The 24,848-nt window shown below is 63.9% G+C and carries 25 protein-coding genes and 1 tRNA gene; 12 read left to right on the top strand and 14 right to left on the bottom strand.

The window, feature by feature from the left end; all coding sequences use genetic code 11:
- Positions 1 to 26: 26 nt before the first annotated feature.
- Positions 27 to 116, bottom strand: a tRNA-Ser gene (locus CN673_RS09250).
- A gap of 254 nt (positions 117 to 370) precedes the next feature.
- On the opposite strand from CN673_RS09250, the gene CN673_RS09255 reads away from it, so the two are divergent.
- The 3 genes from CN673_RS09255 (at position 371) to CN673_RS09265 (ending at position 2,586) form a co-directional block, all read left to right on the top strand.
- The gene (locus CN673_RS09255) at positions 371 to 697 is read left to right on the top strand and encodes a hypothetical protein (protein ID WP_099865959.1); all 327 of its coding nucleotides are present in this window, start codon (positions 371 to 373) and stop codon (positions 695 to 697) included.
- 49 nt (positions 698 to 746) lie between these two features.
- Complete coding sequence (gene msrA, locus CN673_RS09260; protein WP_099865960.1) at positions 747 to 1,406, top strand: peptide-methionine (S)-S-oxide reductase MsrA; 660 nt, start codon at positions 747 to 749, stop codon at positions 1,404 to 1,406.
- A gap of 184 nt (positions 1,407 to 1,590) precedes the next feature.
- The gene (locus CN673_RS09265; protein ID WP_099865961.1) at positions 1,591 to 2,586 is read left to right on the top strand and encodes a BMP family lipoprotein; all 996 of its coding nucleotides are present in this window, start codon (positions 1,591 to 1,593) and stop codon (positions 2,584 to 2,586) included.
- A 77-nt stretch (positions 2,587 to 2,663) separates the two neighbouring features.
- On the opposite strand, the gene CN673_RS09270 is transcribed toward CN673_RS09265, so the two are convergent.
- Complete coding sequence (locus CN673_RS09270) at positions 2,664 to 2,873, bottom strand: SlyX family protein (RefSeq protein ID WP_099865962.1); 210 nt, start codon at positions 2,871 to 2,873, stop codon at positions 2,664 to 2,666.
- Positions 2,870 to 3,253: an acyl-CoA thioesterase gene (locus CN673_RS09275; protein WP_245409840.1), complete on the bottom strand. Its 384-nt coding sequence runs from the start codon at positions 3,251 to 3,253 to the stop codon at positions 2,870 to 2,872. Before CN673_RS09275 ends, CN673_RS09270 begins: the two co-directional genes overlap by 4 nt.
- 223 nt (positions 3,254 to 3,476) lie before the next feature.
- On the opposite strand from CN673_RS09275, the gene CN673_RS09280 reads away from it, so the two are divergent.
- Genes CN673_RS09280 through deoA form a run of 7 tightly spaced genes read left to right on the top strand, consistent with a single transcriptional unit; the run spans position 3,477 to position 10,392 of the window.
- Positions 3,477 to 5,009, top strand: a complete 1,533-nt coding sequence (locus tag CN673_RS09280; protein WP_099865964.1) for an ABC transporter ATP-binding protein — start codon at positions 3,477 to 3,479, stop codon at positions 5,007 to 5,009.
- 3 nt (positions 5,010 to 5,012) lie between these two features.
- Entirely contained in the window at positions 5,013 to 6,146 is a 1,134-nt protein-coding gene (locus tag CN673_RS09285; RefSeq protein ID WP_099865965.1) for an ABC transporter permease, read from the top strand.
- The gene (locus CN673_RS09290; protein WP_099865966.1) at positions 6,146 to 7,108 is read left to right on the top strand and encodes an ABC transporter permease; all 963 of its coding nucleotides are present in this window, start codon (positions 6,146 to 6,148) and stop codon (positions 7,106 to 7,108) included. Before CN673_RS09285 ends, CN673_RS09290 begins: the two co-directional genes overlap by 1 nt.
- A 3-nt stretch (positions 7,109 to 7,111) precedes the next feature.
- A complete protein-coding gene (locus CN673_RS09295) occupies positions 7,112 to 7,504 on the top strand; it encodes a cytidine deaminase (RefSeq protein WP_099865967.1) in 393 nt (130 codons plus the stop codon).
- Positions 7,501 to 8,301, top strand: a complete 801-nt coding sequence (locus tag CN673_RS09300; protein WP_099865968.1) for a purine-nucleoside phosphorylase — start codon at positions 7,501 to 7,503, stop codon at positions 8,299 to 8,301. Before CN673_RS09295 ends, CN673_RS09300 begins: the two co-directional genes overlap by 4 nt.
- Before the next feature lies 1 nt (position 8,302).
- A complete protein-coding gene (deoC, locus tag CN673_RS09305; protein ID WP_099865969.1) occupies positions 8,303 to 9,076 on the top strand; it encodes a deoxyribose-phosphate aldolase in 774 nt (257 codons plus the stop codon).
- A 2-nt stretch (positions 9,077 to 9,078) separates the two neighbouring features.
- Entirely contained in the window at positions 9,079 to 10,392 is a 1,314-nt protein-coding gene (gene deoA / locus CN673_RS09310) for a thymidine phosphorylase (RefSeq protein WP_099865970.1), read from the top strand.
- A 33-nt stretch (positions 10,393 to 10,425) separates the two neighbouring features.
- Here deoA and CN673_RS09315 read toward each other — a convergent pair whose 3' ends face one another.
- From CN673_RS09315 to CN673_RS09345, 7 genes are all read right to left on the bottom strand, one after another.
- On the bottom strand, positions 10,426 to 10,992 hold the full coding sequence (locus CN673_RS09315; RefSeq protein ID WP_099866128.1) for a TIGR02281 family clan AA aspartic protease: 567 nt from the start codon (positions 10,990 to 10,992) through the stop codon (positions 10,426 to 10,428).
- A 110-nt stretch (positions 10,993 to 11,102) separates the two neighbouring features.
- Positions 11,103 to 11,732: a uracil phosphoribosyltransferase gene (upp, locus tag CN673_RS09320; protein WP_099865971.1), complete on the bottom strand. Its 630-nt coding sequence runs from the start codon at positions 11,730 to 11,732 to the stop codon at positions 11,103 to 11,105.
- Between the two features lie 87 nt (positions 11,733 to 11,819).
- Positions 11,820 to 12,788, bottom strand: coding sequence for an adenosine deaminase (locus CN673_RS09325; RefSeq protein ID WP_099865972.1), 969 nt, complete (start codon positions 12,786 to 12,788; stop codon positions 11,820 to 11,822).
- Positions 12,785 to 14,005, bottom strand: coding sequence for a phosphopentomutase (locus CN673_RS09330; RefSeq protein WP_099865973.1), 1,221 nt, complete (start codon positions 14,003 to 14,005; stop codon positions 12,785 to 12,787). The genes CN673_RS09325 and CN673_RS09330 overlap by 4 nt, the downstream gene beginning before the upstream one ends.
- A 54-nt stretch (positions 14,006 to 14,059) precedes the next feature.
- Positions 14,060 to 14,638: a TadE/TadG family type IV pilus assembly protein gene (locus CN673_RS09335; protein ID WP_157928845.1), complete on the bottom strand. Its 579-nt coding sequence runs from the start codon at positions 14,636 to 14,638 to the stop codon at positions 14,060 to 14,062.
- Positions 14,639 to 14,642: 4 nt separating this feature from the next.
- Positions 14,643 to 15,281 carry a TadE/TadG family type IV pilus assembly protein gene (locus tag CN673_RS09340; protein WP_099865975.1) on the bottom strand — a complete coding sequence of 213 codons (639 nt, stop codon included), beginning with the start codon at positions 15,279 to 15,281 and terminating at the stop codon, positions 14,643 to 14,645.
- Between the two features lie 136 nt (positions 15,282 to 15,417).
- Entirely contained in the window at positions 15,418 to 15,822 is a 405-nt protein-coding gene (locus tag CN673_RS09345) for a pilus assembly protein N-terminal domain-containing protein (RefSeq protein WP_099866129.1), read from the bottom strand.
- Between the two features lie 327 nt (positions 15,823 to 16,149).
- Between CN673_RS09345 and CN673_RS09350 the strand changes: the two genes are divergently transcribed.
- Both CN673_RS09350 and CN673_RS09355 read left to right on the top strand, forming a co-directional pair.
- A complete protein-coding gene (locus CN673_RS09350; RefSeq protein WP_099865976.1) occupies positions 16,150 to 16,341 on the top strand; it encodes a Flp family type IVb pilin in 192 nt (63 codons plus the stop codon).
- 53 nt (positions 16,342 to 16,394) lie between these two features.
- Complete coding sequence (locus CN673_RS09355) at positions 16,395 to 16,916, top strand: A24 family peptidase (RefSeq protein WP_099865977.1); 522 nt, start codon at positions 16,395 to 16,397, stop codon at positions 16,914 to 16,916.
- 1,005 nt (positions 16,917 to 17,921) lie between these two features.
- Here the strand turns inward: CN673_RS09355 and CN673_RS09360 are convergent.
- From CN673_RS09360 to CN673_RS09375, 4 genes are all read right to left on the bottom strand, one after another.
- Complete coding sequence (locus CN673_RS09360) at positions 17,922 to 18,299, bottom strand: DUF423 domain-containing protein (protein ID WP_099865978.1); 378 nt, start codon at positions 18,297 to 18,299, stop codon at positions 17,922 to 17,924.
- A 75-nt stretch (positions 18,300 to 18,374) separates the two neighbouring features.
- Positions 18,375 to 19,514, bottom strand: coding sequence for a T6SS phospholipase effector Tle1-like catalytic domain-containing protein (locus CN673_RS09365; RefSeq protein ID WP_157928846.1), 1,140 nt, complete (start codon positions 19,512 to 19,514; stop codon positions 18,375 to 18,377).
- A 212-nt stretch (positions 19,515 to 19,726) separates the two neighbouring features.
- On the bottom strand, positions 19,727 to 23,551 hold the full coding sequence (locus CN673_RS09370; protein WP_099865980.1) for a vitamin B12-dependent ribonucleotide reductase: 3,825 nt from the start codon (positions 23,549 to 23,551) through the stop codon (positions 19,727 to 19,729).
- Positions 23,552 to 24,079: 528 nt separating this feature from the next.
- Positions 24,080 to 24,745, bottom strand: a complete 666-nt coding sequence (locus CN673_RS09375) for a ferredoxin reductase domain-containing protein (RefSeq protein WP_099866130.1) — start codon at positions 24,743 to 24,745, stop codon at positions 24,080 to 24,082.
- Between the last annotated feature and the right edge of the window lie 103 nt (positions 24,746 to 24,848).

A 24,848-nucleotide genomic window follows, 5' to 3' on the forward strand; every position in this document is an offset into this window, starting at 1 on the left:
CGGGAGAACGCTTTAGCGAAGGCAAGTGGCGGAGAGAGAGGGATTCGAACCCTCGAGACGGTTTCCCGCCTACACGCGTTCCAGGCGTGCGCCTTCGACCACTCGGCCACCTCTCCGTCGGCACGGGCTGAAGGGCCCGGCGAGTCGGGCGGCACTATAGTCATGGCGGGCGGGCAGGCAAGAGGGGTCATGCGGATTGTCCGGTGCTCGGACGCCTGAACGTTGGGGACGACGCGCCCCGTGACGGGCGCTGAGAGTTTTTTCGGCTTTCTTCGAGCCGTGCGGCGGCGCTAAACCTTTGCTGCGAAGCGCGGCGAGACGCTTCCTGCTTCGGCGTGCCGCCGGGGCCAATTGAAAGACCGTCGGGGGCATGATGCGACTTCTTTTCCGGTTCCTCAGCCTGATCGCGCTCGTCGTCGCGGTGATCGCGGGCGTCATCGACGCGATCCAGTCGGTTGCGGCGGACCGGCTCGTCCTCACCCCGCTCCGGGCTGCCTGGAGCGATGTCAGCCCGGCGACGCTGGCCGCGCTGGAAGACTGGGTGCTCGCGCATTTGCCGGCGGCGTTCTGGGATCCGGGCCTCAGGCTGATTCTGGGGCAACCGGCGACGGCGGTATTGCTGGCGCTCGCCTTCCTGCTCTATCTCCTCGGCCATCGCCGGCGCCAGCGGGCAAGCCGCTTCTCCTGGCGCCGATAGTTCCTATATTCAGGGTCATGTCCATTCGCCGCGCGAGGGAGAACCGACGATGTTCCTGATCGACATGTTCAACAAGAAGACGACGATGCCCGACCGCGCCAGCGCGCTCAAGGGCCGGGAAACGCCGATCGAGACGGCGACGACCCATTTCGTCAACGGCCACGCGCTGCACCCGCCCTACCCTGACGGCCTCAAACAGGCGATGTTCGCCATGGGATGTTTCTGGGGCGTGGAACGGCTCTTCTGGCAATTGCCGGGGGTCCATGTCACGGCGGCCGGCTATGCCGGCGGCTTCACACCGAACCCGACCTACCACGAGACCGTGACGGGCCAGACCGGTCACGCGGAAGTGGTGCTCGTCGTCTACGATCCGAAGGTGATCGGCTACGACCATCTGCTCAAGGTCTTCTGGGAGGAACACGATCCGACCCAGGGCATGCGGCAGGGCAACGACATCGGCACGACCTATCGTTCGGCGATCTACACGTTCGACGATGCCCAGCAGGAAGCGGCGGAGGCGTCCCGGCGCCGCTATCAGGCCGCTCTGGAAGCGGCCGGACGCTCCGGGCGGATCACGACCGAGATCGCGCCGGCCAGCGCTTTCTACTTCGCCGAGGAATACCATCAGCAGTATCTCGCCAAGAATCCAGGTGGCTATTGCGGATTGCGCGGAACCGGCGTCGCCTGCGCGGGTGAGGCGGCGATCTGACCCGCCCGCGCCTGTGGCGCAAAGTTGTCTGACTGGTCAAATTTTCGCGTGATCTTTCAAAATCGGCATGCAAGGATGCCGCACCGGCGGTCGGCAACGGCCTCCGACGCAATTGCCGTGACGGCCGGCCAACGGCCGCGGGGTGGGACCGAAACCAACGCAACAACAACCACAGGGTGAACACATGAAGCGCACGCTCATCAGTCTTTTTGCGCTCGCCGCCATGTCGACGACGGCATTGGCACAGGACGAGATTTCGCCGGCCATCATCTATGACCTCGGCGGCAAGTTCGATAAATCCTTCAACGAGGCCGCCTATACGGGCGCGCAGCGCTTCTCCGAGGAAACCGGAATCGAATATCGCGAATTCGAGATTCAGAACGACGCCCAGCGCGAGCAGGCGCTGCGCCGCTTCATCCGCGACGGCAACAACCCGATCGTCATGGCCGGCTTCAACTGGGCTGCCGCGCTTGAAAAGATCGCCGCGGAAAACCCGGACACCGATTTCGCCATCATCGACGCGGTCGTCGACCTGCCGAATGTGCGTTCGGTGGTCTTCAAGGAAGAGGAAGGCTCCTACCTCGTCGGCATGCTGGCGGCGCTGAAGTCTGAATCGGGCACCGTCGGGTTTGTCGGCGGGATGGATGTCCCGTTGATCCGCAAATTCGCCTGCGGCTATGTCGGCGGCGTCAAGGCGGCCAATGCCGATGCGACGGTCATCGAAGCGATGACGGGCACGACGCCGGAGGCCTGGAACGATCCGGTGCGCGGCGGTGAGATCACCCGCTCGCAGATCAGCCAGGGCGCCGATGTGGTCTATCACGCGGCCGGCGGCACCGGCGTCGGCGTCTTGCAGGCGGCAGCGGACGAAGGCGTCTTCGGGATCGGCGTCGATTCCAACCAGAACGCGCTGCATCCCGGAAGCGTCCTGACTTCGATGGTCAAGCGCGTCGACGTCGCGGTCGAAGAAGCCTTCACCGATGCGATGAACGGCGAATTCGACTATGGCGTCACCTCGCTCGGACTTGCCGAAGACGGTGTCGCCTACGCCGTGGACGAGAACAACGAGGAACTCATCACCGACGAGATGCAGGCAGCCGTGGAAGAAGCCAAGGCAGCGATCATCGCCGGCGAGATCGAAGTGCACGACTACATGTCGGATGACAGCTGCCCCTATTGAGGGCGGCAATCCGCAAGGAATGCGAAAAAGGGGCCCTCGGCCCCTTTTTCTTTTGCGGACCGGTTCAGAGAAGAAGCTCAGTAATGCGGCGGCCGGGTCACAGCGGGCGCCTCGATGCTCGCCTCCTCAAGCGACAGGAAACGCTCGGTCAGCCGGTCGAGCTTGGCCCTCAGTTGCTCGGTCACCTTCCACTGTTCGGCAAGCTGGTCGGACAATTCCTCGATCGTCAGCGCCTGATGCGCCGCGCGCTCTTCCAGCGCTATCAACCGCTCTTCTGTCGTCGTCAAAGCGCGATCTCCTGAAGTTTCGAGCGCCAGATGCCGTCGAGAGGACGCGGGCGGCGGCTGACGCGGTCGACATACACATGCACGAAACGGCCTTGCGCAGCGGCCCGTTCCTCCGTCGCACGGAAAAGCGCGATGCGATAGCTGACGGACGACGTCCCAATCCGCTCGGTGGCAATTCCCGCCGTCACCTGATCAGGAAACGCCATCTCCGCGAAATAGTGGCACCCGGTCTCGACCACCAGTCCCACCGTCTCTCCCGCCTTGACATCCAGAAGGCCGGCCTCGATCAGCCAGCCGTTGATGGCCGTATCGAACAGCTGGTAATGCACGACGTTGTTCATATGGCCATACTGGTCATTGTCGGCCCAGCGGGTCTGCATCGGCCTGAAGCATCTGAACGCATTTCGCTTGTAAGGCTCGGGACGGGGCATCGCTCACCGGATCGTGACTTGAAACTCGGCGGCCGCCGAATGAGAGGCGGCCCGCATGGCTTCGGGAAACTGGACTTTCTGGGAAGAACTGTCGAGAGTGGAAAACCGATTGTTGCGCTGAAGCTTCGGCTGCGCGAGATTGGCGCAATTCCGACGATCAAAGCGGTTTGGCATGAATGAATTAGCTATCGAGTTGCGCGGCATCAACAAGAGCTTCGGCCCGGTGCAGGCAAACCGCGACATCAGTCTCAAGGTGCGCAAAGGCACGATCCACGGGATCATCGGCGAGAACGGCGCCGGCAAGTCGACGCTGATGTCGATCCTCTACGGCTTCTACCAGGCCGACAGCGGTGAGATCGTGGTGGACGGCAAGCCTGTGCACATCGTCGATCCGAACGGCGCGATCGCGGCCGGTATCGGGATGGTCCATCAGCACTTCATGCTGGTCGACAATTTCACGGTTCTTGAGAACGTGATGCTGGGCGCCGAAGACAGCCAGATCCTGAACAAGGGCATCGCCCGTGCGCGCGAAGAACTGAAACGCCTGGAACGCGATTATGCGCTCGAAGTCGACCCGGATGCGGTGATCGAGGAGATCCCCGTCGGGCTGCAGCAGCGCGTGGAAATCCTCAAGGCGCTTTATCGCGGCGCCGACATCCTGATCCTGGACGAGCCGACAGGGGTCCTGACCCCGCCGGAGGCCGACCACCTGTTCCGTATCCTCGAACAGTTGAAGACGCAGGGAAAGACGATCATCTTCATCACGCACAAGCTGCGCGAGATCATGGCGATCACCGACGAGGTCTCGGTGATGCGTCAGGGCGAGATCGTCGGCACACGCCACACCTCGGAGACATCGGTGGAAGAACTGGCGAGCCTCATGGTTGGCCGGCGGGTTCTTCTGCAGGTGGAGAAGGACGCGGCCACACCCGGCGACGTCAAGCTTTCTGTGCGCAACCTGACGGCCAAGGATTCGCGCGGCGTGACAGTGGTCGACGACGTCTCCCTCGATGTGCGGGCAGGAGAAATCGTCGGCATTGCAGGCGTGGCCGGCAACGGTCAGTCGCAGCTCCTCGAAACCATCGCCGGCATTCGCACCGCGGTTTCGGGCGAGGTCATGCTGAACGGCCGGCCGGTGGACATTTCCGGCAAGGCAGATCCCGGCGAGCTTCGCACACGCGGCCTTGCCCACGTCCCCGAGGATCGCCACCACATGGGGCTGATCCTGGAATTCGAGGAATGCGAGAGCGCCATTCTCGGCTATCACGGTCAGAAGCAATACCTGAACGGTTCATTCCTCGATGCCGCGGCGATCCGTGCCGACGCGGAAGAAAAGATCCGCAAATACGATATCCGCCCGGCCAATGCCCGGTTGAAGACCGCCAACTTTTCCGGCGGCAACCAGCAGAAGATCGTGCTCGCCCGCGAGATGGAACAGGACCCGGACGTCCTCATCATCGGCCAGCCGACGCGCGGCGTCGATGTCGGAGCGATCGAATTCATCCACAAGCGCATCATCGAGATGCGCGACGCGGGCAAGGCCGTGCTGCTGGTCTCGGTGGAGCTCGACGAGATCCGTGCGCTTTCCGATCGCATCCTGGTGATGTTCGCGGGGCGCATCGTCGGTGAACGCGATGGCGATGCGGCAGAAGGCGAACTTGGCCTGCTGATGGCCGGCGTTGAAGAGAAGGAGGCGGCGGAGTAAGGCATGGCGACTCCCTACGCGAAACTGCCCGGCTGGGTGGATTACGGACTGATCCCTCTCTTGAATCTCGTCGTTGCCTTCGCCGTTGCGGGGCTCGTCGTCCTGCTGGTCGGCGAAAGCCCGTTTCGCGCGGCCTATCTGCTGCTCGACGGCGCCTTCGGCTATGGCGAGGGCATCGGCTTCACACTCTACTACGCAACGACCTTCATCTTCACCGGCCTTGCCGTCGCCGTCGCGTTCCATTGCCGGCTGTTCAATATCGGCGGCGAGGGCCAGGCCTATGTCGGCGGCATCGGGGTGGCGCTCGTCTGTCTCACCTTCGACAACATCCTGCCCTGGTACCTGACATTCGTTCTGGCCACGATCGGCGCGGCGATCTGCGGCGCCGCCTGGGCGTTCATCCCTGCCTATTTCCGGGCGACGCGCGGCAGCCACATCGTCATCACGACGATCATGTTCAACTTCATCGCCTCCAGCCTGATGATCTACCTTCTGGTCGAGGTGCTGAAGCCGGCCGGGCAGATGTCGCCGCAGACCCGGACGTTTGCAGAGGGCGGGCAGTTGCCGAAGCTCGACTGGCTGCTCGCCATATTCGGACTCGACATCGGCGGCGCTCCGTTCAACTTCTCGTTCCTGCTGGCGATCGCCGCGTCGATCTTCGTGTGGGTGCTGATCTGGCGCACCAAGCTCGGATACGAGATACGCACCATGGGCTTTTCGGAAAAGGCGGCACGCTATGCCGGCATCAATGAGGTCCGGATCATCGTCATTGCGATGCTGATTTCAGGGGCCCTCGCCGGCATGATGGCCCTCAATCCGATCATGGGCGAGCAGGCGCGCATGCAGCTCGACTTCGTAGCTGGCGCCGGCTTCGTCGGCATCGCGGTCGCGCTCATGGGACGCTCACATCCTGCCGGCATCATCCCGGCGGCCATCCTTTTCGGCATGCTCTACCAGGGCGGCGCGGAGATATCCTTCGAGATGCCGCAGATTTCGCGCGACATGATCGTCATCATCCAGGGGCTGGTGATCCTTTTCGCCGGCGCTCTCGAAAACATGTTCCGCCCGGCGCTCTCCCGCTTCTTCGGTGCGCGCGCCATGCGAACCAAACCGGTCCGCGTTGGGAGTGCCGGCTGATGGACATGCTGCTGTTGACGCTGGAATCCACCCTGCGGCTGTCGGTTCCGCTGCTCCTTGCCGCGTTGGCAGGGCTCTTTTCCGAACGCTCGGGCATCTTCGACATCGGCCTTGAAGGCAAGATGCTGGGCGCGGCGTTCGCCGGCGGCGCGGCGGCGGCCACCTTCTCGTCGGCCCTGATGGGCCTGCTCGCCGCACTTGTCGTGTCGGTGGCATTGTCTCTCGTTCACGGCTTCGCCTCGATCACGCAGAGGGGCAATCAGATCGTATCGGGCGTCGCCATCAACTTCATCGCCATGGGAACGACCGTCATCCTCGGCCAGGCATGGTTTCAGCAGGGAGGGCGTACACCGGCACTTTCATCTGCCGGCCGCCTCAACACGGTGGAATTGCCGTTTGCGCAGGCCGTGGCGGACGTCCCGGTTCTGGGCCCGATCTATTCCGACCTGCTCTCCGGCCATCCGCTCTTGATGTATTTCGCCTTCGCGATGGTGCCGATCTCCTGGTGGGTGCTCTACCGTACAAGGTTCGGCCTGCGTCTGAGGGCGGTCGGCGAGAATCCGGGAGCCGTGGATACCGCCGGCATCTCGGTGACCTGGCTGCGCTACCGCGCGGTCATCTGCTGCGGGATCCTTTGCGGCTTCGCCGGCGCCTATCTCTCCATGGCGCTGACGGCGGGCTTCGTGAAAAACATGACGGCCGGCAAGGGCTACATCGCGCTCGCCGCGCTGATCTTCGCCAAGTGGCGGCCAGTGCCGGTGATGTATGCCTGCCTGCTTTTCGGCTTCCTCGATGCTGTCGGGATCCGCATGCAGGGACGGCCGCTGCCGCTCATCGGTGAAGTGCCCGTGCAACTGATCCAGGCCCTGCCCTATATCCTGACAGTGATCCTTCTGGCAGGTTTCATCGGCAAGGCCGTTCCGCCGAAGGCCGGCGGCGTGCCCTATGTGAAAGAGCGTTGATCCATGGCCGATGACCTGTTCAAGACGGCGCGCGAGGCCATGGGCCGCGCGCACGCGCCCTATTCGAAATTTCCCGTCGGGGCCGCCATTCGCGCCGATGACGGAAAGGTCTATGCCGGCGCGAATATCGAGGTGATTTCCTTTCCGGAAGGCTGGTGCGCGGAGACGACCGCCATCGGCCACATGGTCATGGCAGGCGGCAGGCGCATTGAGGAAGTGGCCGTCATTGCCGAGAAGATGGCGCGATGCACCCCTTGCGGCGGGTGCCGCCAGCGGCTCGCCGAGTTCGGCACGCCTGACACCAGGATTCACCTTTGCGACGCGAGCGGGATCGTCGAGACGGTGACGCTGGCCGAACTCCTGCCGCTGGCCTTCGACAGCGAGGCGCTGAAATGAAATACGCGGCCGAGATCCTCAACGAGAAGCTCGATGGGCTGAAACCTGAAACCGCGATCGTGCTCGGCTCGGGGCTCGGCGGTCTGGTGGACAGCCTGGAGGACGCGGTCTCGGTCCCCTATCAGACGATCGCCGGGTTTCCCGGAAGCGGTGTCTCCGGCCATGCCGGCAAGCTTGTCGGGGGTCGGCTGGCCGGCCGCCCCATCGTCATGCTCGCCGGACGGGTCCACTACTATGAAAAGGGCGAGGCGGCGGCGATGCGTCCGGTGCTGGAGACGGTTCAGGCACTGGGGGTTGCCAACCTGATCCTGACCAACGCGGCCGGCTCGGTGCGCGAGGACATGCCGCCCGGCTCGGTGATGCGAATAACCGACCACATCAACTATTCCGGCATGAACCCGCTGATCGGCGAGGAAAGCGACGCCGGTTTCGTCGGCATGACGAGCGCCTATGATGCCGCGCTCGGCAAGAAGATGAACGAAGCGGCCGGACGTGCCGGGGTTGAACTGCACGAGGGCGTCTACATGTGGTTCTCGGGACCGAGTTTCGAGACGCCGGCGGAAATCCGGATGGCCCGCACGCTTGGTGCCGATGCGGTCGGCATGTCGACGGTGCCCGAGGTCATCATGGCGCGGTTTCTCGGCCTGAAGGTGGCCGCGGCCTCGGTCATCACCAATCTCGGCGCCGGCATGACCGGCAGCGAACTCAGCCACCAGGAAACCAAGGACATGGCCCCCATCGGCGGCGAGCGTCTGGCCCGGGTGCTAACGGATATGATGCGAAACGGAGATGCCTGACATGGCCGATGAGTTGAAGGTGACGGCGGCCAAGGCGCTCTCTCTTCTGGACCTGACCGACCTGACCGACACATGCGACTCCGCGGCGATCGCCAAGCTTTGCGCCGATGCGCGCGGGTCGGATGGCGCGGTCGCGGCAATTTGCATATGGCCACGCTTCGTCGCGGAAGCCCGCTCGATCCTCGGATCGGACAGCGAAGTGAAGATCGCCACGGTGGTCAACTTCCCATCGGGCGACATGGCCGTCTCGGATGTGATCGCGCAGACGGTCCAGGCAATCGCCGACGGTGCCGACGAGATCGATCTGGTCATCCCTTATCGCGCCCTGCTCGCCGGCGAGGAAGAGCCGGTGAAGGCTATGGTCGGCGCAATCCGCAGTGTGTGCACCGATCGGATCCTGCTCAAGGCCATTCTGGAAACGGGCGAACTTCGCGACCGGGCCCTCATCCGCAATGCCGCGCATTTGGCGATCTCGGCCGAAGCAGACTTCATCAAGACGTCGACCGGAAAGGTGCCTGTCAACGCGACGCTCGAATCGGCCGACATCATGCTGACCGCGATCCGCGAAAGCGGCCGGGACGTCGGCTTCAAGGCGGCCGGCGGCGTGCGCACAGTCGAGGACGCGGCGGCCTATCTCGATCTTGCCGAAACTGTCATGGGTCGCGGCTGGCCGACGCCGTCGACCTTCCGGTTCGGAGCGTCGGGGCTGCTCGACGATATCCGGGCAAAGCTCCACGACACCTCGCCCGCCACCCCGTCGGAGAGCGCCTATTGAGCATGCTGCCGCAGGAATTGATCCGGAAGAAGCGCGACGGTGGCCGTCTCGACGCAGGCGATATCGCCGATTTCATCAAGGGCATCACGGACGAGACGATCTCGGAGGGCCAGATCGCCGCTTTCGCCATGGCGGTCTTCTTCCAGGGCCTTCAGTCCGAAGAGGCGGTGGCCCTGACGCTCGCCATGCGCGATTCGGGCGATGTGCTCGAGTGGCCGGGCCTTGACCGACCGGTCACCGACAAGCATTCGACGGGCGGTGTGGGCGACAATGTCTCGCTGATGCTGGCGCCGATCGTGGCAGCCTGCGGCGGCGCCGTGCCGATGATCTCGGGCCGGGGCCTCGGCCATACCGGCGGCACGCTCGACAAGATGGAATCGATCCCCGGCTACAGCGTGATGCCGGACAATGCGCTTTTCAGGCGAACGGTCGAAGAGGTGGGCTGCGCCATTATCGGTCAGACCGGGGCCCTCGCACCGGCCGACAAGCGCTTCTACGGCATCCGGGACGTTACGGCCACGGTGGAATCGATCCCGCTGATCACCGCCTCCATTCTTTCCAAGAAGCTCGCCGCCGGGCTCGGCTCGCTGGTGCTGGACGTCAAATGCGGCAACGGGGCATTCATGGACGATCCAGCCAAGGCCGAGGCATTGGCACGATCGCTCGTCACGGTGGCGAACGGTGCCGGGCTGCCGACGCATGCCCTGATAACCGCCATGGACCAGCCGCTCGCATCGGCGGCAGGCAATGCGGTGGAAGTGCGCAACGCTGTAGACTTCCTCAGCGGACGCCACCGCGATGCGCGGCTGGAAGCTGTCACCATGGCGCTTGCCGCCGAGATGCTCCTGCTGTCGGGCTGTGCTGGCGACCGGCAGGACGCGGACCGGCGCGCCCAAGAGGCTCTTACAAGCGGCAGGGCGGCGGAAATCTTCGGCAAGATGGTCGCCGCCCTCGGCGGACCGGGCGACTTCGTCGAGCGCGCCGAAACGCATCTTCCCGCCGCGCCAATCGTCCGGGACGTCGTGGTCAAGACGGCCGGAACGGTTGAGGCAGTCGACACGCGCGGCATCGGGGTCGCGGTGATCGTCCTTGGTGGCGGACGGCGCCGCGCGGCCGACAGGATCGATCCGAGCGTCGGGATCAGCGGCCTTGCCGCGATCGGCTCCTCATTGGAAAGGGGCGACGCCATCGCCCGCATTCATGCGCGCGACGAGAGCGCAGCGGACGCGGCCGAAAAGGCCGTCAGGGACGCCTACCGTTTCGGCGATCGGCCGACGCCCTTCGACGCCGTGATCCGCAGGATCGATGGGATATAGACCATTCCGCTCGAGCGGAAGCGGTCTCATCACTCAGTCCATCATCAAGAGTTCGCCGTTTTCGACGCGATAGGTTTCAAGACGGCTCATGAAGCTCATGCCGACGAGCGTTATGGCGAGGTTGGCGTCCTCGAGCACGAAGGCCTCGACATCCTCCACGCGGATCGGCCCGATCTCCATGCGGTCGAGCGTGACACGGGCGGCCCGCGTCTCGCCATTGGCCGTGCTGACGCCGAAGGTGAAGGCATCGCCGGCCGGCGCCACACCAAGCTTGCGGGCCGTCGACATGTTCATCGCGACATAGGTCGCGCCGGTGTCGACCAGTCCTTCGACGGTGCGCCCGTTGATGCGGAACTGGCCATTGAAATGCCCCTGGGCATCGGGCGCAATGCGCATGGAGCGTCCGCCGGCATAGCTTGCGCGGTATGCCGGCTGTGCATCCGCCTCCAGCCGCGCCTGCGCCTGTTGCGCCGCCGTTGCGGCGTCCGCCGCTTCCGTTTGGCGCCGGGCCTCCAGCGTCTCCTGCATGCGGGACGCATAGTGCGGCAACGCAGCCAGGAGGCTTGCGCCGAGCACCGTGCAAACGACCAGTCGGATCATGTCAGCCACCGCCCTTTCCCAAGACGGCAAGCTCATCATGCGATCGCTAAGAAGCCCCTAATGCGGCCGGTTCGATCGGGCCGGCGGTTAACGCGGCCCTAACGCACGCTCTATTTCGTGCCGTACATCCGGTCGCCGGCATCGCCGAGGCCGGGAACGATATAGCCCTTTTCGTTCAACCGCTCATCGACGGCGGCCGTGTAGATCGGGACATCCGGGTGCGCGTCACGGAAATTGCGGATGCCTTCCGGCGCCGCCAGCAGGCAGAGAAAGCGGATATTGCGCGCGCCCCGCTCCTTCAGCTTCTCGATGGACGCGATGGAGGAGTTTCCGGTCGCCAGCATCGGGTCGACGACGATCACCAACCGGTTGGACACGTCCTCCGGCGCCTTGAAGTAATACTCGATCGCCTCCAGCGTCTCATGGTCCCGGTAGACGCCGATATGGGCGACGCGCGCCGAGGGCACGAGATCGAGCATGCCTTCCAGAAGGCCGTTGCCGGCGCGCAGTATGGAGGCGAAGACGAGTTTCTTGCCCTCCAGCCTGGGCGCCTGCATTTCCATCAACGGCGTCTCGATCGTCTCCATCGTGAGTTCGAGATCGCGCGTCACCTCGTAGCAGAGCAATGTCGAGATTTCGCGGAGCAGGCGTCTGAAGCTGGCTGTCGACGTGTCCTTCTGGCGCATGATCGACAGTTTGTGCTGAACCAGGGGGTGGTCGATGATCGTGACGCCGTCCATGAATGACCTCTGTCTTTGTTGTTGTGCCTGCCTTGCCTCCTTAAGCCACAGAAGGCGGCAGCGCGACAAGGCGCGAGCAAGACGATTTCAGATCCGCGTCACGAGCGTCCTGCGCGTCTCCTCGTCGACGAAGGCGGCCTCGATCGCGGTGCGTGTCACGGCGCGCAGCGCATCGTCGTTCAGGCCGAAGTGCCGCGATGCGGTCTCGTACTCTCGGGCGAGCGAGGTATGGAAGAACGGCGGATCGTCGGAATTGAGCGTCAGCCGCACGCCGGCTTGAGCGAGCGCCGTGAAAGGATGGCTTTCGAAATCGGGAAAGACCTTCAGCGCGATGTTGGAGCCGGGGCAGACCTCAAGCACCGTGCCGGCCTTGGCGAGACGATCGACCAAAGCGCGATCCTCGATGGCGCGCACACCGTGGCCGATGCGCGCGGGGCGTATGTGATTGAGCGCATCGCGCACGCTGTCGGCACCGCAAAGTTCGCCGGCGTGGATGGTGATGGCGAGGCCGCCGTCGCGGGCAATGTCGAAGGCGTCGGCGAAATCGGCAACGCGGCCGGATCGCTCATCGCCCGCCATGCCGAAGCCGGTGACGAGGCGATGCGGCCTTGTGGCGGCAAAGCGTGCCGCGCCTGCGACGGCGTTAGCGCCGAAATGACGGACACCGACGACGATCATGCGGCTTTCGATGCCATATGCTGCCCGCGCCCGTTCCATGCCCGCGCCGAGGCCGTCGAGATAGGCCTCGGGCGCCAGCCCGGCCGAGCGGGCATGGTCGGGCGAAACGAAGATCTCGCTGTAGATCGCGCCGGCCTCGGCCAGTTCGCGCAGATAGGTCTCGGCGAGCAGCGCATAATCCTCCTCGCAGCGAAACAGCCCGGCAGCTGCATCATAGGCGGCGAGGAAGCTGGTGAAATCGTCCCAGACGTATCGATCGTCGCGAATGAAGGGGCTGATGTCGACACCGTACTTATCCGCTTGAGCACGGGCGAGCGACGGTACGATTGCCCCTTCGATGTGGCAATGAAGCTCGGCCTTCGCGATGGCCGCCGTCACAGGAACGACCGCCCGTGCTTGCCGCGCGGCAGCCTGAGGTGGGCGGCGATGCTTTCACCGATGTCAGCGAACGTGTCGCGAACGCCGATGGAACGGGCGAAGACGCCGGGCCCATAGGCCAGCACCGGGACCCGCTCGCGGGTGTGGTCGCTGCCGCGCCACGTCGGGTCGCAGCCATGATCGGCGGTGATCAGCACGACATCGCCGGGCTTCAGCTTCTCGTCGATCTCAGGCAGGCGGGCGTCGAAGGCTTCCAGCGCGGCGGCGTAGCCCGGCACATCGCGGCGATGGCCGTAGAGCATGTCGAAATCGACGAAATTGGTGAAGACGATATCGCCGTCCTGCGCATCGTCGATCGCTTCCAGCGTCTTGTCGAAAAGCGCCATGTTGCCGGACGCCTTGCGCAGGTCGGTGACGCCCTGATGGGCGAAGATGTCACCGATCTTGCCGACCGCCAGGACGCCACGACCCGCCTCCTTTGCCCGGTCGAGCAATGTCGGCTCGGGCGGCAGCACGGAATAATCGCGACGATTGCCGGTGCGCTCGAAATTGTCCGAGCGGGTGCCGACGAACGGTCGGGCGATGACGCGGCCGATATTGAGCGGATCGACGATCGCGCGCACCGTCTCGCAGAGCGCATAGAGCCGGTCGAGCCCGAAATGCGTTTCGTGGGCGGCGATCTGGAAGACGCTGTCGGACGAGGTGTAGCAGATCGGCTTTCCCGTTCGCACGTGCTCCTCACCGAAGGCTTCGATGATCGCGGTGCCCGATGCGTGGCAATTGCCGAGAATGCCCGGAATGTCGCCCTTCTCGCAAATCTCGGCGACGAGCTCGGCGGAGAAGGCCTCGCCTTCCTGCGGGAAATAGCCCCAGTCGAAGTCGACCGGCACACCGGCGATTTCCCAGTGGCCGGAGGGGGTGTCCTTGCCGCGCGAAACCTCGCTGGCCGCGCCATAGATCGCTTTCGGCCGGTCGCGCGTCTTCAGGCTCTCGGGCGTCGACCCGCGGGCAAGGCGCATGGCGTGTCCGAGGCCGAGCGCGGTGAGGTTGGGCAGTTCAAGCGGCCCTTCGCGAAGGCCCGCCCGGTCGCCGGCGCCGAAGGCACAGAACTCGGCGATGTGACCGAGCGTGTCGGCCCCCTCGTCACCGAAGGCCGGCGCGTCGGGCGCACCGCCAATGCCGACGGAATCAAGAACGAACAGGAACGCGCGTGCCATGGTGCAATGCCTCTCAAGCCTCGAAACCGAGGAAGAAAGACTCTTAAGCGAAGGTCAGCACCCATCGCAAGGCAGGTCCGATCCGAGGCGCGGACGCAAGTGGTAAGTCTTGCCCATGTCGATGGCGGTCATCGTCTTGCCGGTGATCGGAAACGAGGTGATCATGTCGTGGCGATAGGCGATCTCGCTGCGCACGTAGAAGGCGCCGGCGATGCGCAGACTGTCCGGTATCTCCACCTCGTCGCCATTCTCATAGGCGCGGCGCCCGCCCTCGTTGTCGGGCATCCACGACCAATCGATGGTCGCTTCGCCGTCCTCGTCGACGGCGATGCCGGTCAGCTTCAACTGGATCGGATCGACGTCATAGGGCGCCATGATGGACTGGGCGACATTGACCATCGGCGGAAGGTCGGACTTTTCCAGCGTGCTGCGCTGGGTGATCAGGTCGCCGACGGTGCTGGTGGCGCGGGCGAGCTTCTTGTTGACCGACATGGCGACCGACATTTCCACCGCGCCGATGTAGAGCACGATCATGACCGGTGCGATGAAGGCGAACTCGATGGCGCCAACGCCGCGCCGGTCGCGCCATAAGCGCGAAAGAATGCCGCCTGGAGTTTTTCGTGTCTCGCGCATCCGCTCAGCTCCCCGCCGCCGCGACCGCATTGCCGTATTCCTCGTTCTGGAAAGCGGCGGTGCCGACGATGAGATAGTCGGTCGGCATCGACCCATCGGCCGGGCGGATGTTGGTGATGTGAGGGCGGATCAGGTCGGTGATGATCTGCCAGCGGTAATAGGCGCGCACCATGTTGATCTTGCCCGAGCCGAGCGGGGCGAAGTCGAACTCGGTGCGGTCGAGATCGCCATAGGGGCGATCGCCGACGCGCGGAATGGCGACCGGGATCTGCGAGAAATTCTGAAAGCCGCGCACGTCGAGATAAAGCCGGTCTTCCGAACAATCCAGCATGATCTCTATCTCGGCGCAGAAAGCATCGCGGAAGGCGGCTTCGTCCATGTAGGACGACCTTGCCGGATCGTCGAAGGTGATCTGCCCGGTGCGCAGCTGGCGGCCGAGCGTGTCGACGGCGTTGTCGAGCACCTGCTCGGCGGCATAGGCGACACAGGATTCGATGATGGCGAAAAGCAGCAGGAAGAACGGGATCGCCAGCATGGCGAACTCGATCGCCGCGACACCGTCCTGCGAGCGGCGAAACCGGGCGACGAGATCGGCCGGCGATCGCGCCCGCGCCGAACGGCCCTTGCCCATGGTGGCGTTCATCTGATCAAACCCCGCAGCCTTGCTTCATGCAGGCCGCAGAATAGGAAAAACGCCTTTACAATCCGTAATGGCAATGGCTCGCATTGCACCGATTGTCATTTTCGAACGGTGCGGCGGCGAGTGCCGGTTCGAAGCGCTAGTTGACCGGCGCGTTGCGCACGGTGGATTCGCAGCCGGGCGAACAGGTCAGCATCGTGGGATCGGTGTTGCGGTAGACGCGCAGCGTATCGGCATTGTCGCGCGAGACGACGACCCGCTCGTCGACCAGCGCGTTGCCGGCGCCGTCGATGATGACGAGATTGGTCGCACCGAATGAACGGCCGGTCAGGACGATGGTCTGCGGATCGCTGACGGTGACGTCGGCAATCTCGGGATTGCCGATGATGACCTTGCTGACCGAGCGGTCGAGTTTCAGGATGCGCGCGTGATCCATCATGACGCGGATGTCGCTGTCGGCCGCAGCGGGCGCGGCGCCGCAAAGCAACGCGGCGAAAGCGAGCGATGCCGCATATCTCAGCGCGCAACTTGCCAGATGGACCATGTCTTCACCCCTTCGCCATTCGCACGGCGCGCGCGAATTGAGGCTGCGTGCCGCTTGAACGACCATCGCGCAGAATGGTGAATGAAGGCTTAAGGCCATCTCCGCCCGGCCGGCTCCGCCATTGCGTCATCGATCTCTCAATCTGTAAGCAATCAATTCCATTTTGTTTAACCACAAAACGGGACAGCCCCGCACAATACTTCGGTAACCCTGTTTATTAAGCTGTTTTCAAGCGCCCTCGCCTAAATATGGCGCCATCCGATCGACGCATGACAAGACGTCGGCGGCAGGTGCTGAACATCAGTGTTGGAGCAAGGAGCTAAGGACATGAAGACTCTTTTTGCACGGTTCATGAAGGACGAATCCGGTGCGACGGCCATTGAATACGGCCTGATCGCCGCGCTTATTTCGGTTGCGATCATTGGTGGCGCGACGACTCTGGGTGGAAGCTTGAATACCCAGTTTGAAAATATCTCGTCGTTCCTCAGTCAGGAGAAGGCGGCTGGCACGGAGCAATGAAGCTATAGGGGTCGCCCATTGTTGGGCGACCCACCCCTTTGGAGAGTGAATGTTTGTTTGCGGCAACTGTACTCACTATCTTCCCCCTTTGCATGGCCTATGCCGCGCTGTCGGACATGTTCACGATGACGATCCCCAACCGGGTGTCGCTCATCCTGATCGCCGCCTTCGCCGGGCTGGCGCTGGCGACCGGGATGGCAGGTTCGGTGATGGCGATGCATGGCGCGGCGGCGGCGCTGGTCTTTCTCGTCTGCTTCGGCCTTTTCGCGGCCGGCGTGATGGGCGGCGGCGATGCGAAGCTCTTGACCGCCGCTTCGCTCTGGTTCGGGCTGAGCGCCGACCTTCTTTCCTTTCTGTTGACGACCAGCGTTCTCGGCGGGCTCTTGACGATTCTCATACTGTCGCTTCGCACCGACCGGGTGCAGTATCTGGCGACCCGCTTCGATTTCACCCACCGCATCGCCACCCAGCAAAAGGGCATCCCCTACGGGATCGCCATCGGCATCGCCGGGCTGCTCTCCTACCCCGAGACCCCGATGATGCAGCAGCTGATCACCGACCTCGCCGCGCGCTGAGACCGGGCGGCTCGCTCTTGAGCCTGGCGGGCGGAATGCTGCCTTTCTCATAGCAATCGTTCTACGCGTGGAGCCTTGGTCTTGCCCTTCGCTATGGCTGCGGGCGTTCGTCACTGAAATCGCGGTGCGATTTTAGATTTGCGGTCATCGCATGTCGGCCCTTCGCTATGGCTCCGGGCGTTCGTCACTGAAATTGGGGTGTGATTTTAGATTTGCAGTCATCGTTCCTCACCCCCTCACCAGCGATTTCCAAGGACTTGGTCTTCGCCCAAGCCCAGGAAATCGCGTCCTCTCCCACAAAGGGGAGAGGTTGGGTGCTGCGCTCTCCTCGTGTTACCTCTCCCCTTGTGGGAGAGGTTGCAAAATCAGCGCTTGGCGCAAGCCAAGTGCTAGATTTTGCTGGTGAGGGGGCCGCGATGCCGCGGCTTCGCCCGTTCGGGTCCCGCACACGCCTTCTGCCCGGCACGGCCTTGGCCGCCCGGTGGGTGCAACAGGCAATCTGGATACGGAGCGCGAAGACCGTGCCGTGATGCAGATTGGATGGAGATGGCGCGGGTTTCGCGCTCCGTTCAGCGTTCTGCGAGGGGTCTCCCCCTCTCCGGGCAGGTCGAAGCTCTCTGCGTCGACCCGGGTTCATGGCGGGTGTCGGCCCGCGAAAACCCGAGCGACTTGCATGAGCACGCAGTCAAAGCCGGTCATAGTGCCGGCGGGAGCCCTTTTTTGCCCGGCTCCGGGCCGCAGCCACGTTAGCTGTAACCGGAAGCGCCGGTCCTTTCCCGCATCCGAACGTCTCGCGAATACTTCCAGCCGGAAAGGACGGGGTGAGTATGCCACGAGTTCGAGGGGCGGGGAAAAGGAGGGATGAATACAGGCGGCGCGTCTTCCCCCATCGGCTCGGGTGGTTCTGCCGAAGAAGCCTTGCTGCGGGGCGCTTGACGGTATGGATTCCTGTGACAAGCACAGGAATGACGGAGATGGTGGGGCGGTGATGGGCTGATCGAGCGCTCAGGTGCGGCCGGGCCGTTGGCCGGGTCCGAGGAGACCGCCAAGGCTGACTAAGATCCAGCCAGCGATCATCCCCATGCCGCCAGCCGGCGCGGCCATTGGGAAGACACCGGTTCCCACGCGGCTTCTGAGAACGAGGTCCGCGGCAAAAAGCAGAGTTCCAGCGGCAAGGAGCAGCCCGGATGGGAAGGCGAGGCGGAGGCGATCGCTAAGCGCACCGAGCGCCAGCAGCGCGGGCGCATGGGCAAGGCACATGGCCGCGGCGGATGCCATGAGACGTGCGTCGCTGCCATGCGAGGCCGCCGCTGCGAGCGCAACGCCCGCCGCGCCAAGGAGACCGGCAAGGACGGCGATGATGCGCAATTGGCTGGATGTCATGAAGCGAGGTCTCCTGAGCGTTGCATGACATGGCGCCCTTGGGGCGTTGCCGGGTACCACGCCATGGCGCAGACATCAGCCGCTGGCCGGCAGGTCAAGCAGTTTCCTCAGCGCGGCCGGACGGTAGGGTTCCCAGGATGGATCGTCGGCCGGCCCCGCGAGCCGCTTCAGCGTCGTGTCGGAAAGGGCCTGTCTGTCCGACGGCCCCTGGCGCGGGGCGCGCCGGTAGACCTGGCCGAGCCAATTCCGCTTCGTGCGGCCCGTCAGCGGGGCGAAGGGATCGGTTGCGGCGCGAAAGCCGCCGAGCCGCTCGGCATCGAAGCGCAGGCCCATCCGCTCGGCGCCGTCGATGACCCACAAGAGGGCCGCATGCGACAACCCGGAGACATCGCTACCGCCACCGACCGCGCCGTGATCGCCGGGGAACCAGAGCTGCTGGTAGTGGCCGTGATGGCCGGAGGCGGCGTTGAGTTCGTCCAGATTGTCCCAAAGCGCCGGCTCGAAGCTGCGCCTGTCCTCGTCGATCGCGACGGCATGACGGGCCGCCTCGACGATCGAGGACAATTGCGTATCGTGAAACTGATAGCGCCGCGCCGTGTTGACGATCATCTCGAAAAGGGTGTGGCGTGGCACGCCGAGCGCCCCGACCGTGTCCCAGACCCCGACATAGCGTATGGAAAAGAGCGGCCGATCGGCCGCATTGCCCGGATCGCCGCGATCCTCGCGAAAGCTGCGCTCGGCGCTCTTCATCACCGTCTCGGGCGAATGGCGCAGCCTGAACTGCTGCGCCTCGGGGTCGTCGGGATGGATCGCATGGTTCTTGTAGAATGCGAAGGCGGCGGCGATCTGGCTGGCGCGCGCCTTGGGAATGATGCCGCATTTGCGGATGAGGCCGGCGAGCGAGCGGGCGGTGAACGCGCCGCGCGAAAACCCGAAGATGAAGATCTCGTCGCCCGGACGCCAGTTGAAGGCAAGAAAACGATAAGCCTCGGCGATCTTGTCGAAAAGGCCCCAGCCGAAGGCGCCGGCCAGTGCCGTCTCTATCGTGCGGTTGACCAGATAGGTGGTGCCGACCCCCTCTGAATAGAACGCGAGCTGCGTCGTGCCCGTCTCGTCGGCTGGAAGCACCGATTGCGCCGCCAGCACCACATTTGTGGGCTGCTCGGCCGAAAGCCGGTTCCAGGTGCCGTCGCAGAAGATGGCGATGCGCTTCATGCCCGTGTCCCGCCAGACATGCCGCCCCCACTGAAGTCGCATTGTGCGCCGAGGGCGGGGCAAGGGCAATGGGGCAGGATCGGGGGGTAAAGCTAAAGGCGACCCGGCGCCAGACTATCGGACGGATTTAAACAGAAACCATCCGGCCGCTTCCAGCAGCCGGATGGTGTTGTGACCCCTATGCCGTGGCGCGTAAAGGCGCCGTCAACGGTTCAGCTGCACCCGCTCGTCGCGCCGCAGGTGTCGCACTTCTCGCAGGTTCCGTTCCGCACCATGGTGAAGTTCTGGCATTCCGGGCAGGAATTACCGGTGTAGCCCTGCATCATGGATTTGGCGCGGCGGTCGGCGGCCAGCTTCTTGGCGTCGGCCTTGGCCCTGGCGGCCTCCTCCTCGGCGCGGTCGGAGAAGAGCTCGGTCGCCGGGTCGTTTGCGATGACGCCGGCGTTGAGATCGTCGGGCTTTTCCTCGTAGTCGCGCTTGAAGGCGGTGGCCGCGCCCGATGCCATGGTGACGCTGGAGCGGACCGTGCCGGCGGGAGCCGGCTGCTTGCTGCCGGAGAACGCCGTGACGTTGGAAAGGGCAGCCGTTGGCGCGGCTGCGGTCCTTGCCGGGGCAGGGGTGGCCGCGCCCTTGGGATCACCGCTGGTGCGCACCGCGTCGGCCGGCACGATGGTCAGCTTGTGGCCGCGTGTCAGGCCGGTCGAGATGGCCTGCGCCTTGCCTTCCTTGACGCCCTTGCCGAGAGCCGTGTTGCCGAAATCGGACGTATCGACATGGGCAAGGTCGTGGCGGGCGAGATAGGAGACGGCCAGTTCACGGAAGACGTAGTCGAGGATCGACGTCGCGTTCTTGATCGCGTCGTTGCCCTGGACCATGCCGGCCGGCTCGAACTTGGTGAAGGTGAACGCCTCGACATACTCCTCCAGCGGGACGCCGTATTGAAGGCCGAGCGAGATGGCGATGGCGAAATTGTTCATCATGGCGCGGAAGGCGGCGCCTTCCTTGTGCATGTCGATGAAGATCTCGCCGAGGCGCCCATCGTCGAATTCGCCGGTCCTCAGATAGACCTTGTGGCCGCCGACGACAGCTTTCTGGGTGTAGCCCTTGCGGCGGTTCGGCAGCTTCTCGCGGTCGCGGTAAAGCCGCTCGATGACCCGCTCGACGACCTTCTCGGTGATAGCCACGGCGCGCTCGGCGGCCGGCGCCTGGATGATCGCCTCGACGGCATCGTCCTCTTCCGCCTCATCGTCCTCGATCAGCGAGGCGTTGAGCGGCTGGGAGAGCTTGGAGCCGTCACGGTAGAGCGCGTTGGCTTTCAGCGCCAGCTTCCACGAGAGCATGTAGGCGCTCTTGCAGTCCTCGACGGTCGCCTCGTTCGGCATGTTGATCGTCTTGGAGATGGCACCGGAGATGAAGGGCTGGGCCGCCGCCATCATCAGGATGTGGCTTTCGACAGAGAGATAGCGCTTGCCGATCTTGCCGCAGGGATTGGCGCAGTCGAAGACCGGCAGGTGCTCGTCCTTCAGGAACGGCGCGCCTTCCAGCGTCATCGCACCGCAGACATGGATGTTGGCGGCTTCGATGTCTTTCCTCGAAAAGCCGAGATGCTCGAGGAGATTGAACGAGAAATCGTTCATCTGCTCATCACTGACACCGAGCGTTTCCTTAAGGAAATCAGCGCCAAGCGTCCATTGGTTGAACGCGAACTTGATGTCGAATGCGCTTTTCAGCGCGCCATTGAGCGCAGCGATCTTGTCGTCGCCGAAGCCCTTGGCCCTGAGGCTGGTCGGGTTGATCGACGGCGCCTGGTTGAGATTGCCGTGGCCGACCGCATAGGCCTCGATCTCGGCGATCTGCGCTTCGGTGTAGCCGAGCGTGCGCAGCGCCTCGGGCACGGCGCGGTTGATGATCTTGAAATAGCCGCCGCCGGCGAGCTTCTTGAACTTCACAAGAGCGAAGTCGGGCTCGATGCCGGTCGTGTCGCAATCCATGACGAGGCCGATCGTGCCGGTCGGCGCGATGACGGTGGCCTGGGCATTGCGATAGCCGTGCTTCTCGCCGAGCGCGACCGCTTTGTCCCAAGCCGCGGTGGCATGGGCGACGAGCGCGGAATCGGGGCATTCGCCATGGGCGAGCGGCACCGGATTGACCGAGAGGGCCTCGTAGCCCTCGCTCTCGCCATGGGCGGCGCGGCGATGGTTGCGCATGACGCGCAGCATGTGGTCGCGATTGGCCTTGTAGCCCGGGAAGGGGCCGAGCTCGCCCGCCATCTCCGCCGAGGTGGCATAGGCGACGCCCGTCATGATCGCCGTCAGCGCGCCGCAGATCGCGCGGCCCTCCTTGGAATCGTAGGGGATGCCCGAGGTCATCAACAGGCCGCCAATATTGGCGTAGCCGAGGCCGAGCGTGCGGTACTTGTAGGAGAGTTCCGCGATCTGGCGCGAGGGGAACTGCGCCATCATGACCGAGATCTCGAGCACCATGGTCCACAGCCGGACCGCATGCTCATAGGCCGCGATGTCGATGTTCTTGGTTGCCGGGTCCTTGAACTGCAGGAGGTTCAGCGAAGCCAGATTGCAGGCCGTGTCGTCGAGGAACATGTACTCCGAGCACGGGTTGGAGGCCCGGATCGCACCGGCGGAAACGCAGGTGTGCCAGTCGTTCATCGTCGTGTTGAAATGCAGGCCCGGGTCGGCCGACGCCCATGCAGCCTCGCCGATCTTTTCCCAAAGGTCGCGTGCCTTGAGCGTCTTGATCGTGCGGCCGTCCTTGCGCGCCGTCAGGTTCCAGTCGCCATCGGCTTCGACGGCACGCAGGAAATCATCCTTGATGGAAACGGAATTGTTGGAGTTCTGGCCGGAAACGGTGAGATAGGCTTCCGAATCCCAGTCCGTGTCATAGGTCTTGAAGTCGAGGTCGGTGTAGCCCTGCCGCGCGAACTGGATGACGCGCTTGACGTAGTTCTCCGGCACGGCGTCGCGCTTGGCATCCTTGATGGCGCGCTTGAGCGCCGGGTTCACCTTGGGATCGAAGCACTCGCCGTTCTCGGCCTCGCAGTTGATGCATGCCTTCATGATCGTCTTGAGATGCTTGGCGACGATCTTGGAGCCAGTGACGAGGGCGGCGACCTTCTGCTCCTCCTTCACCTTCCAGTCGATATAAGCCTCGATGTCCGGATGGTCGATGTCGACGACGACCATCTTGGCCGCACGGCGCGTCGTGCCGCCGGACTTGATCGCGCCTGCCGCGCGGTCGCCGATCTTGAGGAAGCTCATGAGGCCCGACGACTTGCCGCCGCCCGAAAGCCTCTCGCCTTCGCCCCTGAGATGGGAGAAGTTGGACCCCGTGCCCGAGCCGTATTTGAACAGACGCGCCTCGCGGACCCAAAGGTCCATGATGCCGTTCTCGTTGACGAGATCGTCCTCGACCGACTGGATGAAGCAGGCATGCGGCTGGGGATGCTCATAGGCCGACTGGGACTGCACCAGCTTCTTGGTGAAGGGATCGACATAGTAGTGGCCCTGGCCGGGACCATCGATGCCATAAGCCCAGAAAAGCCCGGTGTTGAACCACTGTGGCGAATTCGGCGCGACGCGCTGGGTGGCCAGCATGTAGGCGAGTTCGTCCATGAAGGCGGCCGCGTCTTCCTCGCTGTCGAAATAGCCGCCCTTCCAGCCCCAATAGGTCCACGTGCCGGCAAGACGCGTGAAGACCTGGCGCGCGTCGGTCTCCGAGCCGTAGCGCTCGTCCTCGGGCAGATCGGCCAGCGCCTTCTCGTCGGCGACGGAGCGCCAGAGGAAGGACGGGACGTCGTTTTCCTCGACCTTTTTCAGGCGCGCCGGCACGCCGGCCTTGCGGAAATATTTCTGTGCCAGGATATCGGCCGCGACCTGGGAAAACTGGGCCGGCACGTCGATGTCGTCCAGCCGGAAAACGACGGAGCCGTCCGGGTTCTTGATCTCGCTCACCGCCTTGCGGAACTCGATCGCCGCATAGGCTGATTGTCCCGCTTCGGTGAACCGCCGCTCGATGCGCATTGCCGTCGTCCTTGTGCGTTGTGCCTGCCTAAAAATGGTCCGCCGCAGGCACGAATTGTGCTCTCCCGGCGGCGCATTGTCATGGCGCAGCCGGCCCTCGAATATCGGTCGTGATTGGAATCGTTATCCCGTCAAACCGTATGTTGTGTCGATGGTCGCTGGCAACACTAAATATAGTGTTAAACCCCGCTTTCCACCAGCCCTTGCCGTATGAAACGGCTACCCCCGTCAAGCCATGGGAAAACCACCATCCGAACGCACGACAAGCGCGCCGCCGGAACGGGTTTGAACGCTTTACTGAATTGATTTTTCGCCGGTTTCACATCCCGGCCGACCGCTCGTCGCGGCCTGTCGATCAATAGACGCCGACTCGCCGATCCGGTCAAGGGGTGGTCTCTGTCAGATTTGTGAATACCAGATGTTGTGGGCGGGAAGGGTGGATAATGGGGATAGAGCAATGGCCTGTCGATTAGGGCTTGCCAGTGATTCAACTGCAAGAATTTGCCCGCAGGAATTCACAGCCCGCCCTTATTGCTCGAATACGAGCCCGTCGGCGTCGGCGCCGAGTTCTTCAAGCTGCGCCTTGATGTCGTCCACCATCGCATCGGGACCGCAAACATAGAACCGCTGGTCGAAATCCTTGACGTGCTTGGCGAGAAAGGCACGGTCGACCTTGCCGTGCTCCAGCCCCTCGACGTCTTCCTTCGTGGTGGTGAACACGCAGGCGAGCCCGCGCATCGATTCGAATTCGGACCGCAGGATGATGTCGCGCTCCCGCTGGTTGGAGAAAATCAGCGTGTGGCCGTCGAGCGCGCCCTTCTTCTCAAGGTCGCGCAGGATGGCGATGAACGGCGTGACGCCGGCCCCTCCCGCGATGAAGACGCCGGGCCCCTTGTAGGTGATCGTGCCCCACGCATCGTCGAGGATGAGGCGATCGCCGGCCTGAAGCTTACCTATCTGATCGGTGACGCCGTCATGGCCGGGATAGATCTTGATGGTGAATTCGAGATCGTCCCAATCGGGCAGGGCGGTGAAGGTGAACGGCCGCTTCTCCTCCCGCCAGCCATCCTTGTCCACGCTGACCTCCGTCGCCTGGCCGGGCTGGAACGTGAAGCCGTCCGGCTTTTCGACCCGCAGGCGCTTGACGTTGTGCGTGACGTCCTGGGTTTCCAGGATGCTGACGGTGGTGGGCATGGTCGCTTCCTTCCATAACGTGCAGGCGACAGCGTGACGGCTGCCCTTGGACCAATCACCTGGTTCAACAGTCTGCCAAATCCACCCCCCGCGCGTCGTTTTC

It is taken from the genome of Neopararhizobium haloflavum (genome assembly GCF_002750855.1).
GTDB classification, from domain to species: domain Bacteria; phylum Pseudomonadota; class Alphaproteobacteria; order Rhizobiales; family Rhizobiaceae; genus Georhizobium; species Georhizobium haloflavum.

Excerpts from the sequence above, each read along its gene's own strand:
- CN673_RS09255 (WP_099865959.1), top strand. The coding sequence starts at position 371 with ATGATGCGACTTCTTTTCCGGTTCCTCAGCCTGATCGCGCTCGTCGTC.
- msrA (WP_099865960.1), top strand. The coding sequence starts at position 747 with ATGTTCCTGATCGACATGTTCAACAAGAAGACGACGATGCCCGACCGC.
- CN673_RS09265 (WP_099865961.1), top strand. The coding sequence starts at position 1,591 with ATGAAGCGCACGCTCATCAGTCTTTTTGCGCTCGCCGCCATGTCGACG.
- CN673_RS09275 (WP_245409840.1), bottom strand. The coding sequence starts at position 3,253 with ATGCAGACCCGCTGGGCCGACAATGACCAGTATGGCCATATGAACAAC.
- CN673_RS09280 (WP_099865964.1), top strand. The coding sequence starts at position 3,477 with ATGAATGAATTAGCTATCGAGTTGCGCGGCATCAACAAGAGCTTCGGC.
- CN673_RS09285 (WP_099865965.1), top strand. The coding sequence starts at position 5,013 with ATGGCGACTCCCTACGCGAAACTGCCCGGCTGGGTGGATTACGGACTG.
- CN673_RS09290 (WP_099865966.1), top strand. The coding sequence starts at position 6,146 with ATGGACATGCTGCTGTTGACGCTGGAATCCACCCTGCGGCTGTCGGTT.
- CN673_RS09295 (WP_099865967.1), top strand. The coding sequence starts at position 7,112 with ATGGCCGATGACCTGTTCAAGACGGCGCGCGAGGCCATGGGCCGCGCG.
- CN673_RS09300 (WP_099865968.1), top strand. The coding sequence starts at position 7,501 with ATGAAATACGCGGCCGAGATCCTCAACGAGAAGCTCGATGGGCTGAAA.
- deoC (WP_099865969.1), top strand. The coding sequence starts at position 8,303 with ATGGCCGATGAGTTGAAGGTGACGGCGGCCAAGGCGCTCTCTCTTCTG.
- deoA (WP_099865970.1), top strand. The coding sequence starts at position 9,079 with ATGCTGCCGCAGGAATTGATCCGGAAGAAGCGCGACGGTGGCCGTCTC.
- CN673_RS09315 (WP_099866128.1), bottom strand. The coding sequence starts at position 10,992 with ATGATCCGACTGGTCGTTTGCACGGTGCTCGGCGCAAGCCTCCTGGCT.
- upp (WP_099865971.1), bottom strand. The coding sequence starts at position 11,732 with ATGGACGGCGTCACGATCATCGACCACCCCCTGGTTCAGCACAAACTG.
- CN673_RS09330 (WP_099865973.1), bottom strand. The coding sequence starts at position 14,005 with ATGGCACGCGCGTTCCTGTTCGTTCTTGATTCCGTCGGCATTGGCGGT.
- CN673_RS09335 (WP_157928845.1), bottom strand. The coding sequence starts at position 14,638 with ATGCGCGAGACACGAAAAACTCCAGGCGGCATTCTTTCGCGCTTATGG.
- CN673_RS09340 (WP_099865975.1), bottom strand. The coding sequence starts at position 15,281 with ATGAACGCCACCATGGGCAAGGGCCGTTCGGCGCGGGCGCGATCGCCG.
- CN673_RS09345 (WP_099866129.1), bottom strand. The coding sequence starts at position 15,822 with ATGGTCCATCTGGCAAGTTGCGCGCTGAGATATGCGGCATCGCTCGCT.
- CN673_RS09350 (WP_099865976.1), top strand. The coding sequence starts at position 16,150 with ATGAAGACTCTTTTTGCACGGTTCATGAAGGACGAATCCGGTGCGACG.
- CN673_RS09360 (WP_099865978.1), bottom strand. The coding sequence starts at position 18,299 with ATGACATCCAGCCAATTGCGCATCATCGCCGTCCTTGCCGGTCTCCTT.
- CN673_RS09365 (WP_157928846.1), bottom strand. The coding sequence starts at position 19,514 with ATGAAGCGCATCGCCATCTTCTGCGACGGCACCTGGAACCGGCTTTCG.
- CN673_RS09370 (WP_099865980.1), bottom strand. The coding sequence starts at position 23,551 with ATGCGCATCGAGCGGCGGTTCACCGAAGCGGGACAATCAGCCTATGCG.
- CN673_RS09375 (WP_099866130.1), bottom strand. The coding sequence starts at position 24,745 with ATGCCCACCACCGTCAGCATCCTGGAAACCCAGGACGTCACGCACAAC.